Raw genomic sequence first — 12650 nt, forward strand, 5'->3', positions numbered from 1 at the left:
TGAATGAATAACCGCAATTACATGCGGAACACACCAAACTTGGTATCTTCAATAGGCGCATTTAACGCCGCCGATAACGCTAACCCGACAACATCACGTGTTTGCGCTGGGTCGATAATGCCGTCATCCCATAATCTTGCACTTGCATGATATGGATGCCCTTCTTTATCGTATTGCTCAACAATGGGCTTTCTAAAGGCTTGTTCGTCTTCATCAGACCATTCTTGTCCCTTACGGGCTAATCCGTCACGACGAACGGTAGCTAAAACGCCAGCAGCTTGCTCGCCGCCCATAACCGAAATTCGGGCGTTTGGCCACATCCACATCATGGTTGGCTCGAATGCACGGCCACACATGCCGTAGTTACCCGCGCCATAACTGCCGCCAATGATGACGGTAAATTTTGGCACATTGGCACAAGATACTGCGGTCACCATTTTAGCGCCGTGCTTAGCAATACCCTCATGTTCGTACTTCTTACCCACCATAAAACCAGTGATGTTTTGTAAGAACAGTAATGGGATTTTGCGTTGGCAACACAATTCAATAAAGTGCGCGCCTTTTTGGGCGGACTCAGAAAATAAAATGCCGTTGTTTGCCACAATGCCTACAGGATAGCCATGTATGCGGGCAAAACCACACACTAAGGTGTTACCGTAATTAGCTTTGAACTCATCAAAGTCAGAGTCATCAACTACGCGGGCAATGACTTCTTTTACATCAAACGGCTTTTTAAGATCTGTGCCGACAATGCCGTATAATTCGCCAATATCAAACTTAGGTGGTTTCACTGGACTTAGCTGTGCAGCGATTTCTTTTTGATGATTTAGGCGGCCAATAGATTTACGAGCCAGCTCAAGTGCGTGGTCATCGTTTTGAGCTAAGTGATCTGCAACACCTGAAATTTTCGTATGCACTTCAGCGCCGCCAAGCTCTTCGGCGGAGACTTCCTCACCAGTAGCTGCTTTAACTAGCGGTGGACCTGCTAAAAAGATGGTGCCTTGTTCTTTTACGATAATCGATTCATCTGCCATGGCTGGTACGTATGCGCCGCCAGCGGTACATAAGCCCATTACAACTGCTACTTGCGGAATGCCTTTGGCTGACATTTGTGCTTGATTGTAAAAGATACGTCCGAAATGATCGCGATCGGGGAATACTTCATCTTGGCGGGGTAAGTTCGCCCCGCCTGAATCGACAAGGTAAATACAAGGCAAATGACAGCGATTGGCGATGTCTTGGGCACGTAAATGCTTTTTCACAGTAATCGGATAATAAGTACCGCCTTTGACGGTAGCATCGTTAGCGATAATCATACATTCAACGCCGCTGACGCGACCGATACCAGCAATTACGCCTGCTGCAGGTACTGCTTCGTCATAGACTTCATAGGCTGCGAATTGGGAGATTTCTAAAAATGGCGAGCCTGGGTCGAGGAGTTTTTCGACACGCTGACGAGGGAGCAATTTACCTCTCGAAAGATGACGTTCAAGGGCAACGGGACCGCCGCCTTGTTCAATCTTAGCGAGTTTGAGTTTCAAATCGTCTACGATGGCGGCCATGTCATTATGTTTGGCTTTAAATTCATCGCTACGGGAGTTAATACGGCTGCTCAATTGCGTCACAATGCATATCCTTATTGAATCAAGGGGAGCGATAGCATGGTCGAGACAATGGGGGAAACTCCCAACCATACTTCGCAAAACACTTTCTAATTTCCGATGGTTGGTTATTTCCAACATCAGTCTAGGTTATGTCGTTTGAAGGTTAGCTCATTTAGGCTAACTACTTCGTTTCGTTAAACAACTCTCGGCCAATCAGCATGCGGCGAATTTCTGAGGTGCCAGCACCGATTTCGTAAAGTTTGGCATCACGTAATAATCGTCCTGTGGCATATTCATTAATGTAACCATTACCACCCAGTAGCTGAATCGCATCTAATGCCATTTTTGTGGCAAGTTCTGCACTGTATAAGATAGCGCCAGCAGCATCTTTACGGGTGGTTTCACCGCGATCGCATGATTTAGCCACGTTATACACGTATGATTTTGCGGCGTTCATGCCTGTATACATATCGGCAATTTTGCCTTGAATTAGCTGGAACTCTCCGATTGATTTACCGAACTGTTCACGTTCATGAATGTACGGCACAACAATATCCATGCATGCATTCATGATGCCTAGTGGGCCACCCGACAGTACGACTCGTTCGTAATCTAAGCCACTCATTAGTACTTTTACGCCGTTGTTTAGGCCGCCAAGAATGTTTTCTTCTGGGACTTCACAATCTTCAAATACCAACTCACAGGTATTTGAACCACGCATGCCCAATTTGTCGAGTTTTTGCGCTGTACTGAAACCCTTGAAGGTTTTTTCAATGATAAAAGCGGTAATTCCATGAGGGCCTTTATCGATATCGGTTTTAGCGTAAATCACTAGGGTGTCAGCATCTGGGCCGTTAGTGATCCACATTTTATTACCGTTTAAAATGTAGCGGTCGCCTTCTTTACGGGCATTAAGCTTCATTGAAACAACATCTGAACCAGCATTAGGCTCGCTCATAGCAAGTGCACCAATGTGCTCACCGCTAACTAATTTAGGTAGATATTTGGCTTTTTGCGCTTCGTTACCGTTACGGTTGATTTGGTTAACACATAAGTTTGAATGTGCGCCGTAACTTAAGCCGATTGAGGCTGATGCGCGGGAGATTTCTTCCATTGCTACCACATGGGCAAGGTAGCCCATGTTTGCGCCGCCAAATTCTTCAGGCACAGTGACACCAAGTAATCCCATTTCGCCTAAAACTGGCCACATGTGATTAGGAAATGCATTGTCTTGATCAACTTGCGCTGCGATTGGAGCAATTTCGTTTGTTGCAAAGTCATTGATGGCGTCGCGAAGCATGTCCACGTCTTCGCCCAGGCCGAAATTAAGGCTTGTGTAGAGTGATGTCATTGTCTTGTGTCCTGTTGAATATAGGTTACTGCTGCCGTGAAACTATGTTGTTTCTTTGGCTTATAATTTTTATGGTCTAGCTGTTATTGCTAACATCGGAAAGCTTGAATTCTTTTTGACTCAATGCTTTCTTTTTTGGATATAAATTTGTTGCATCAATAGCGTCGATGAGTTTGGCTATTTTTATTGGTATTTCTTTAATACTTTTTTATTAATGCTTTAATCTCTAATACTTTTTGCGCCACGTATCCTTGGTCTTATTGAGTTTATTTGTCCTGTTCAAGCGCTGCACGGCATTGCTGCTCTGCTGAATTTAGTTCCATCAATACGACTTTAATATCATCCATTTGCTGTTGCAGTGATGCTTTCTTTTCTTCTACTAAATCAAGCATGGTATGCAACTGCGATGTACTGCTTTTATCTGCATCATAAAGTTCAAACAAACGACGTGTTTCCGCTAGCGAAAACCCTAAGCGCTTGCCGCGTAGAATTAGTTTTAAACGTACACGGTCTTTTAGACTGTAAATACGAGTTTGCCCACGGCGTTTTGGCTTTATTAGCCCTTGGTCTTCGTAGAAACGAATACTTCTTGTTGTGATATCAAATTCTTTTGATAAATCACTGATTGAATATGTAGATTGTGGGTTTAAATTTGCGCTCATCGTTTCACCAAAAGTACGTCTTTTGATGCAAGATATATGAAGTTTACGTAAAGGTAAAGTTTGCTGCCAGTTTGTAAAAGCAATTTGGGTTGGAATTATTGTAAATCGTGCTTGCCAAATGCGGAGGAGTTTTACAAAACATGCATGTATTGGCGGCGTAGCACTATACCAAGTTTTATAAATTAATAGTCATGAATAATTATACGAGTGTTTGAATTTCAATGTCTTAGCTAATTATTTTAGTGCCATTTAACACACTTTTTGCTGATTAAATGTTATATCCCTTGGTCTAATGGGGTTTATTTTTTAACCACGCCATAATGACATAAAAATAATCACCGTGATTAAAAATTAACTGATATAGCATATGACTGGGGAGTAAAAGATGGCTGGATTAGGGATGAAGATGCATCAGCAGTCTTTAGCTGATAAACAAGGTTTTTGGCAAGAGGCTGCAAAAGCTGTGACCTGGTTTACACCATTTGAACAAGTGTTAGATGAGTCTAAGGCGCCTTTTTATCAATGGTTCGCTGATGGTAAAATGAACACTTGTTTTAATGCTGTCGACAGGCACGTTGAGGCAGGGCATGGGGATAGAATTGCTATCGAATACGTGAGCCCTGTGACTCAAAACCAATACAGTATTAGCTATCAAGAATTACTTTCTCAAGTCGGCCGCTTAGCGGGTTACATGCAATCAATTGGCATTGAAAAAGGCGATAGAGTTGTGATTTATATGCCTATGGTGCCTGAAACTGCTTATGCGATGTTAGCGTGTGCCCGAATTGGTGCTATTCATTCGGTGGTGTTTGGCGGCTTTGCAGCAAATGAATTAGCCACACGGATTAACGATGCTAAACCGAAATTAATTCTCTCGGCTTCATGTGGTATCGAGCCTTCTGGGGTGGTGAAATACAAACCGCTTTTAGATGAAGCATTAAATCAAGCCACTCATAAAGTTAATCACTGCGTTATTTTAAATCGCCCCCAATATAGTGCTGAGATGCAACCAGTGAGAGATGCTGATTGGCAGACTTCGATAGCAGATGCACCATTTGTTGATTGTGTGCCTGTTGAATCAACTCATCCTTTGTATGTGCTGTATACCTCGGGTACCACTGGGCAGCCAAAGGGGGTTGTGCGTGATAATGGTGGCCACGCGGTGGCGATGACTTGGTCAATGAAGCATATTTATAATATCGAAGCGGGTGATGTATTTTGGGCTGCATCTGATGTGGGCTGGGTGGTTGGTCATTCTTACATTGTTTATGGGCCGTTAATGGCTGGTGCCACAACACTAATGTATGAAGGTAAGCCCGTTGGCACCCCAGATGCAGGCGCATTTTGGCGTATTATTGAAAACTATCAGGTAAAAAGCTTTTTTACTGCCCCAACAGCTATCAGAGCTATTAAACGTGAAGATCCAAATGGCGAACTCCTTAAAGGCGTTAATTTATCTTGTTTAGGACAAGTCTTTCTTGCAGGTGAGCGCTGCGATCCTGATACGCTTTATTGGGCTCAAGATAAACTCAGCAAACCTGTTATCGATCATTGGTGGCAAACTGAAACAGGCTGGCCTGTGGCAGCTAACTTAATGGGCGTTGATCCGATTGCGATTAAGGCAGGATCGCCCGCAAGACCCGTTCCTGGTTATCAGGTTGAAGTACTCGATGCGATGGGTGAGCAAGTTTCTGCCAATGAAAGCGGTAATGTGGTGATTAAACTGCCGTTGCCACCGGGTAATCTCACCACGCTTTGGAATAATGACGCTCGTTATGTGGACAGTTATTTGTCGATGTATGACGGATATTACTTAACGGGAGATGCGGGCTATATCGATGAGGATGGTTACCTTTATATTATGAGCCGCATTGATGACATCATTAATGTTGCTGGGCATAGATTATCTACAGGGCGCTTTGAAGAAGTCTTATGTCAGCATGATGCTGTTGCAGAAGCCGCTGTCATTGGAGTGCAAGATAAGCTTAAAGGCCAAGTGCCATTAGGATTAGTGGTGCTTAAAAATGGCGTTAACTTATCTGATGAACAACTTTATAAAGAGTTGCTGGCGTTAGTGCGTCATGAAATAGGCCCTGTCGCTTCGTTTAGATTAGTCAGTGCAGTGCAAAAGTTACCTAAGACTCGCTCTGGTAAAATCTTACGCGCCACTATGCGTAAGATTGCTGATAACAATGAGTACACAGTACCTGCGACAATTGAAGATCCAATGACATTAGATATTGTTCGCAGTGCATTAACGAAAATGGGCTATGCAGATTCGCTAACTAAAGAGTTAACTGTGTAGATTAAGGATGCTTAAAGCGTTAACTAACAGCGAGCCAATTGGCTCGCTTTTTATTACCAGCAAAAATCAAATGATAAAAATTAGGATGTTATTAACGGCTTGGAAATGGACATCTTAGAGCTGGATAACAGTGTTATTTGGTCTAAAATGGGAGTTAAGTGCTGATTTATAGTGTTATTTAATCAAACTAATTTGTTTTTTACCCTATAATCGCTTGAGTATTTTATCCAACAGTCAGAATTAACCCTAAAGCAGACAAAGGCTTGAACAACGTTTATGAACAACATTAAAGAGTTACCTGAAAAAATTAATACTAAAACCAGCCGACTGTTTTGGTTAACTGTTTTTACAGGTGGAATATATCCGATTATTTGGCTATTCGCCAAATACCCGAAAATGGATGAAATTACTTCTATTCGAACCGCTGATGATTCGTTCATATTATCCATTGCCGTTTGCTTTGGTTTTGGTGGTGTATTGTCACATAGCGAAATAGGGTTACTGGGTGGAATAGGTAGCTTGTTATTAATGGGGGCGTTCTTTTTATATGTATTTTGGTCTTTTAGAGCGCGAGCTGCATTACAAGATTATGCCCATGTGAATTTCGGTATCGACTTAAAAATGAATAAGTTCTTCACTGTGGTACTGAATATTTTCTATATTAACTACTGCATCAATCAATTGCCTGAAGAACAACAAAAAGGCCACCCGACTTATGGTAAAGGTTCGATTAATATTACAGAGCTAAAGTAGCTAATACTCCTCGAAATAAACATATACAGTATTGATTGAATAAAAAAGAGAAGCCAATAGCTTCTCTTTTTTATATGAAAAATTATTTTAGATGAACCGGTATCAAATTATTTATTGAGCAGTTTGACCTTGTTTTGGTTTGATAAATCTGCAGTTTGTTGGTTTTTAACTCATCTTTCGCAAAAGCTTATCAGGTAATATTCGCAGGATAAGTTGGATAAATGCCCATGGGTAACTAGGAACGTAGCAATTAGCGGGTTCTTTGTTAATGGCTTTGACCATAGCGCGGCAACCTGTTTCAGCATCCACCATAAATGGTGCGCCATCTGCGTGATCGTTTATTTCAGTTTTAATATAACCTGGATGGACACAAGTTACTGCGATTGGGGTGTTCATTACATCTAATCGGATCCCTTCAGTGAGTGACGTTAACCCCGCTTTTGTAGCGGCATAAACGGTCATTGCACGTCTAAAACCTCGTAGAGCACTAATGGATGAAACTGTCACTAAATGACCAGTATTTTGTTGTCTGAATATTTTCATTGCGGCTTCACATTGCGCTAATGCCGCAACAAAATTGGTTTGGGCAGTTTGTTTGTTAGCTTCAAATAACCCAGTACCAATTGAACCGCCTTTGCCCATGCCTGCGTTAACCACAACTCGGTCAATAGTGCCCATCAGAGAATTGAACTGCTCGAATACATCAAAGACTTGTGGGTGGTCGTTGACATCTAATGCCAATATCCACACTGTCACATTGGGGTAGGTTTGGTTAATTTGTGATTTTAATTCTTCTAAACGATCGGTACGTCTTGCACATAAACCTAAGTTGGCACCTTGCTTAGCAAATTCAAGTGCCATGCCTTGTCCAAGCCCTGAGCTGGCACCTGTAATGATAATGTTTTGTCTGAACATGAGGATTCCATTCTTCGCAAATTTTGTGACTCATTAGCCTTGGCGTTATGGCCGCAATATTATTATTGGTGTTTTATAAAATTCTGATTTATTTCATTATTGGTGCTTTTATTCTAATGGATTATCTTGCGTGCTTCATGTCTGTGTGTCAAATCAGTCATTTTTGGAGAGGCTGGTTACGGATATAAAAACTCCAACTAGCAGGCTAGTTGGAGTTAGTTTTGAAAGGCATATTGTGGCTAGTACTGTGACTAATACAGTGACTAACGTTCTAATTGGCAGGCTTTGATACAACCATTAGCGCCTGAGCAAATGAGATCTGCAATTTTATTTTTAACGCAGTTTGATAATTTACGTTCGGTTTTACGGGTTTGCATATACAGCGTCATATTTGGCTTATTGCGCATTAACTCTACACGCTCTGTTTGTGGGACGATTTGCGCTCGCAGTGAGTCATCATTCGTTAAGTAATCTACCGCACCTTGAGAAACCACTAATGTTATGGCGTCAGTGCCAGTGAGAAAGTCGTAAATTTCATTGAGATTATTGGTTTTAGCCGCCACTTTTAGTTCGCGATCTCTGCCATCGGCAAATTGTTTTAACGGTGTAGCTTCAAGCTCGCTGTTAAAGTGTAAAACCTCAGTGAGGATCACAGGGTAGTTCAGTACTCTATCTAGAATGGGTTTATAGATTTCATCCCAGATTGGGTGATCATGTTTTGCTACCACAAAGGTGTCTGTGACTTCGCATATTTTCTGGCTCTGAATGCCAACGTGTATTGATGGGTTACAAGTAATGACCATATCACACTGATTATTGAGCAGCATTTCTTCATCGTTTGGACCATTGTCTTGCAGCACTGCAGATTTGACGCAGGTATTACCGCAGATGTTGTCACACTGGCAGTTGTATAGTTTTCTTAATACGCCATTTGTGAAGCCTGAAGGTGCATGAATAGTGATATCGTTATTCAAGCTTTCAATGCTTTTATCAATTTCTTGGGCAAGATCGATATGATTAATTTCGATTCTTTTTAGTATTGGGTATAAACGCTGAGATTTATCGGTAATTTCGAGCCCTGATACTTTTTTGATAAACAGAGGGTCGTCGAATGCCTCTCTGAGTCGGGATAAACAGCGACTGATTTTTGATTGGGGGACGTTAAATGATTCTGCTGTTAATTTACCACTTTGAAACTCGTACAACCTTAAGAACACTAATAAGGTCATGTAGTCGAGATTGAGTAGCCTTTCCTGTGTTGTTGTAGGGATCATGGTTCATGCTTATTATTGTTTAACCTTGTAGCCAATGTACCAATTTAGAGGTGGGTTGGGAGTGAAATATTATAAAACTCGTACCTTAATCACGGTTTTGTATGACTTATACCATTGAAGTGTTAACTCACGAATAGTACTAGAGAAATCATTCAAAAGTTTATTCTAATGGCTAGGTTAAGCGCGTATTTTGAAGTAACAAACTAGTCGGGCGTGATTAGAGAAAATTATTAGTGCCAACCGAGATTGGCACTAATTAGTATTATACTGGCAGAATGGCATTGCTTTTAGATGCTCTTATTGGTGTTAGTTTTTTATGTAACATCAATAAAAAACATGCTTAAGCAGACCATTCAAATGGGTCATGTTCTGCCAATACTTTCGCGTATGTATTCGTCATGGTATTGATTGAAAAGTAATAGCCTTGGCTATCTGTTTCAGCCGATTTGGCATCAAACTGAAATTGAATATCTTCACACCCTGCAGTAGCGTTAAACTTCTCAGTTAATGACATCAACTCTGTACGCTCAAGTTTATAAGGTGGATGGGTAAAGTTAGTTGCTGCGACCAATTCACCCATTGCAGAATAACGGCGAATATAATCCGCCATAGTTTCAATTAACTTGCCATCTTTTACACCCATCCATTGCTTAGCGTAAGCTGCAACAATATACCTTTTTGAATAAAAGTAGTGTTCACTTGCTCCTTTAATGATGTCGATATCTTGGTACTGACTATCTTCAATCAATTGTTGATGAGCGAGTTCAACATCTTCTATTTCAAGCGTTAGACCTGCAAGGGCAATGACTTGTTCGGCCGTCACAAGACGACCGTCCTTACTTAACAAGCGAATATAATCAACCAGTTCAATCATAAATGGCTCACTTATGCTGGAAGCAATGCTAAGCTTTCAAGCTTATCTGCTACATAGCCTAGCTTGAACTTTTCAAGTGTGGCGCGAGTAGGAACACCAGTTTCTTTATCCCATCCCATTTCGGCATAAAACATATCCAAGCCAATTTGAATATCGTCTCTGTCCATCTTAATCGTACCTTCGTCACCGAAGCTCATATCATGGTCTAAGTCGTAAACCCATTCAGACAAGACATCATGTTTATTACGCTGATCGATTTCATTCATTTGCAACACGGTAAGTGCGCGGTGCAATTGCAAGACACTTTCTGCCATGGCGTCCAGTTCGGCTTCTGATGTTTCAATGCCTGTGACGAGACTGAACATTTGCGCTTCGATTGAGCTGTCACCAATATAGTCTCGATTCGCATCTGGTGACACCACAAGCGGGAACATCCAGTTACACAGAGTGAGTGAATCATGTAATACATTTTTCACGAGGCACCATTTAGCAAATTTAGCTTTTGAGGTGTTCATTGCTGTGTAGTGTTTAACCGGGTCAAATGCGCCTTCGCCCCAAAGTGATGCGGCCACTTCGGCGATTTTGGCATGGGGGAGGCCACAGTTAATTAAATTGATGTGCGAGTGACATTGCGGATCGCGGTTAAATACCGTGTTCAGCAGCGCTCCCACTTGACCTGCAGATTCACTGGCATGGTGAACGCCACCGACCATTGAACGGTTAAACACTTTCATGTTTTTATCGAGAAATACACTGTAGGTTTTACCCACTAGGTCGTAATCAGCGTCAGACTCAAGCTCAAAAGTGAGTTCAGCCATACGAGGGGTGTCGACCTCATTAAGAATATCTTCAACGTTGTACAGTTCACCATTTTCATTAATGAATTCATGTAGGCCTCGACCTAGGCAGCGCCCTAGAATATTTGAGCCAGGATAGTCTTCACTGTAGGCAATACGAGTATAGAAATCTTGCATAAAATGGGCATCGAGATCGGCGTATTGTGCCCAGTTAATCGCTGCAAATTCTTCTGCAGGTAGAATGATTTCCCAAAAACCACGAGAGGTAAATTCGCGCATTAAATGGGATAGTTGGCCGTAAGCACTCCAAATACCATTATCATCCATATAATAGGCACCAACGGTTTGAATGTCGGTTCGTTTTTCACCACTGCTTGGTTTACCCATGGCGTACCAAGGATCGAGAAAACCTAAACATACATTAGTAATGTTTTCAGTTGGCAGATTGTATTCGGTTTTCATTTTTGGGTTTTTAACTTCGCAAAAACAGCGAATAGGGCACGAGTGGCAGCCACCTGGACGTTTAAAGATTTTATTGGCTTCATCACGGCCAAAATACATTTCGGCCATTGATGTACGCATGCCCACTTTCTGACGGTCATCCCATGGTGTTTCACCCACATCGACTGGGTTATCTGCAGCTCCCCATGTTACGCCAGGTCCACCGCGCCAGCGACTGCCTGTAGAACTGTATTCAGCCCAAGATTGCGGTTGGTTTGGTACTACGCCATTATTGTTAGCACCAATAATCCCAAGAATATGATCGTCTAATGCACGTAATTGCTCATTGGTTGTCGATTCTGCAATGTCTACTGTACCGGTCCCAATAATGCCAATGGCTTTTAGCTTTTTAGAGCCCAAAACCGCGCCATGACCGCCTGCTGAGTGGCCACCTTGAGTTTGAATAGTTGATTGAGCTACAAGGTGTTCACCACTTGGTCCAATCGCTGCAACTTGAGCTTGTTGTCCCATTAATTTACTGATGTTGGCAAAGGTATCGAATATGCCTACTCCCCATAAAGAGTCAGCGGGTTCTAGGGTGACAGTGTCATCAACAATTTTTAGCCAGACAGGGGTTTCAGATTTACCTTCGATAATAATTGCATCGTAACCAGCAAATTTAAGTTCTGGTGAAAAATGACCGCCAAAGTGGCCATCAGTGATTAAGTGATTTCGAATAACAGGGTTACGAGAAGTAATTGTGGTTCTTGCAGAACAAATTGCGCCAGAGCCACTTAATGGTCCCGCTGAAATAACCAATTGGTTTTCTTCATCAGTGGCTTTAATTCCGTCGACATGGTCATCCCATAAAACTTTATAACCTATTCCCATGCCGCCAATATAATCATGGTAGGTTTCTGTTGTTTCTTTAGTAATAACTTTTGTTGTTAAATTAACTCTTAAAATATAACCGGCCCAGCCACCATATGTAGTAGTCATAATTATTCCTTTTTAGTTTTTAAACTAATTCCAAATACTTTTCATGAAGTTCAACCTCGGCAATGGCGTCTTCCCAGGTATAAAACTTAATTGCCCCAGTCGGGCAAACTTGGGCACAATTAGGAATGCCTTCACAGAGATCGCATTTGAGAGATTTTCGAGTGGTTTTATCTATGGTGATAACCTGCTGCGGGCATTTATCTGCGCAGTAACCGCAACCAACACATAAGTCGTCATTAACAACTCTTGCACCGGTTTCTTCGTTAACAGATATTGCTTCTTGGGGACAAACTGTCATGCAGACATCACACTGACGACAGGTAGATGGCACAATGGTGCTATCACCTTGCTCACCACGCTGGTCTTGATAGTTTGGCTGCACGCCATGGGGGCCAAAGTTGAGGTTTTTGGCAACTTTAATTCTTGAGGTACTTGGGCTGACAGCTGATTTTCCGTGGCTCCAGCTACAGGCTATTTCGCAACGTCGGCAGCCTACACATAGGATAGGATTGACGACCATGAGTCCACCGGGTATGACTTCAACTATCGGGGTTTCTGCGTCATCACTGCTACCACACCCAGTTAAAAAACCGACTAATGTTCCACCATAAACGGTTCCGACAGCGACCTTAGCGCCATTAGCAAGTAGTGCTCTCCTTGTAATCATATTTGTTT

10 protein-coding genes are annotated in these 12650 nt (G+C 42.2%); 2 read left to right on the plus strand and 8 right to left on the minus strand.

What is annotated here, in order from left to right; genetic code table 11:
• Nucleotides 1–17 precede the first annotated feature (17 nt).
• The 3 genes from K5Q58_RS17500 to K5Q58_RS17510 all read right to left on the minus strand — a co-directional run bounded on the left by K5Q58_RS17500 (nt 18) and on the right by K5Q58_RS17510 (nt 3617).
• Nucleotides 18–1625, minus strand: coding sequence for a carboxyl transferase domain-containing protein (locus K5Q58_RS17500; protein WP_220755176.1), 1608 nt, complete (start codon nt 1623–1625; stop codon nt 18–20).
• A gap of 160 nt (nt 1626–1785) precedes the next feature.
• Nucleotides 1786–2955, minus strand: a complete 1170-nt coding sequence (locus K5Q58_RS17505; RefSeq protein WP_220755177.1) for an isovaleryl-CoA dehydrogenase — start codon at nt 2953–2955, stop codon at nt 1786–1788.
• Between the two features lie 266 nt (nt 2956–3221).
• Nucleotides 3222–3617 (minus strand): MerR family DNA-binding transcriptional regulator, encoded by a 396-nt coding sequence (locus K5Q58_RS17510; RefSeq protein ID WP_220755178.1) that lies wholly within the window; start codon nt 3615–3617, stop codon nt 3222–3224.
• Nucleotides 3618–4002: 385 nt separating this feature from the next.
• On the opposite strand from K5Q58_RS17510, the gene K5Q58_RS17515 reads away from it, so the two are divergent.
• On the plus strand, nt 4003–5922 hold the full coding sequence (locus tag K5Q58_RS17515; protein ID WP_220755179.1) for a propionyl-CoA synthetase: 1920 nt from the start codon (nt 4003–4005) through the stop codon (nt 5920–5922).
• A 276-nt stretch (nt 5923–6198) separates the two neighbouring features.
• Nucleotides 6199–6675 (plus strand): hypothetical protein, encoded by a 477-nt coding sequence (locus tag K5Q58_RS17520; RefSeq protein WP_220755180.1) that lies wholly within the window; start codon nt 6199–6201, stop codon nt 6673–6675.
• A 165-nt stretch (nt 6676–6840) separates the two neighbouring features.
• On the opposite strand, the gene K5Q58_RS17525 is transcribed toward K5Q58_RS17520, so the two are convergent.
• From K5Q58_RS17525 to K5Q58_RS17545, 5 genes are all read right to left on the minus strand, one after another.
• Nucleotides 6841–7590, minus strand: coding sequence for an SDR family oxidoreductase (locus tag K5Q58_RS17525; RefSeq protein WP_220755181.1), 750 nt, complete (start codon nt 7588–7590; stop codon nt 6841–6843).
• 263 nt (nt 7591–7853) lie between these two features.
• The gene (locus K5Q58_RS17530; protein WP_220755182.1) at nt 7854–8864 is read right to left on the minus strand and encodes a LysR family transcriptional regulator; all 1011 of its coding nucleotides are present in this window, start codon (nt 8862–8864) and stop codon (nt 7854–7856) included.
• Between the two features lie 340 nt (nt 8865–9204).
• The gene (locus tag K5Q58_RS17535) at nt 9205–9738 is read right to left on the minus strand and encodes a hypothetical protein (protein WP_220755183.1); all 534 of its coding nucleotides are present in this window, start codon (nt 9736–9738) and stop codon (nt 9205–9207) included.
• 11 nt (nt 9739–9749) lie between these two features.
• Entirely contained in the window at nt 9750–11975 is a 2226-nt protein-coding gene (locus K5Q58_RS17540) for an aldehyde ferredoxin oxidoreductase (RefSeq protein WP_220755184.1), read from the minus strand.
• Nucleotides 11976–11994: 19 nt separating this feature from the next.
• The coding region (locus tag K5Q58_RS17545; protein ID WP_259651381.1) for a 4Fe-4S dicluster domain-containing protein at nt 11995–12650 on the minus strand (656 nt) is incomplete at its 5' end.

This window comes from Shewanella sp. KT0246 (genome assembly GCF_019654955.1).
GTDB classification, from domain to species: domain Bacteria; phylum Pseudomonadota; class Gammaproteobacteria; order Enterobacterales; family Shewanellaceae; genus Shewanella; species Shewanella goraebulensis.

What these genes read in the sequence shown, in the direction of transcription:
- K5Q58_RS17530 (WP_220755182.1), bottom strand. Translation starts at nt 8,864, where the DNA reads ATGATCCCTACAACAACACAGGAAAGGCTACTCAATCTCGACTACATG.
- K5Q58_RS17515 (WP_220755179.1), top strand. Translation starts at nt 4,003, where the DNA reads ATGGCTGGATTAGGGATGAAGATGCATCAGCAGTCTTTAGCTGATAAA.
- K5Q58_RS17520 (WP_220755180.1), top strand. Translation starts at nt 6,199, where the DNA reads ATGAACAACATTAAAGAGTTACCTGAAAAAATTAATACTAAAACCAGC.
- K5Q58_RS17505 (WP_220755177.1), bottom strand. Translation starts at nt 2,955, where the DNA reads ATGACATCACTCTACACAAGCCTTAATTTCGGCCTGGGCGAAGACGTG.
- K5Q58_RS17525 (WP_220755181.1), bottom strand. Translation starts at nt 7,590, where the DNA reads ATGTTCAGACAAAACATTATCATTACAGGTGCCAGCTCAGGGCTTGGA.
- K5Q58_RS17540 (WP_220755184.1), bottom strand. Translation starts at nt 11,975, where the DNA reads ATGACTACTACATATGGTGGCTGGGCCGGTTATATTTTAAGAGTTAAT.
- K5Q58_RS17510 (WP_220755178.1), bottom strand. Translation starts at nt 3,617, where the DNA reads ATGAGCGCAAATTTAAACCCACAATCTACATATTCAATCAGTGATTTA.
- K5Q58_RS17535 (WP_220755183.1), bottom strand. Translation starts at nt 9,738, where the DNA reads ATGATTGAACTGGTTGATTATATTCGCTTGTTAAGTAAGGACGGTCGT.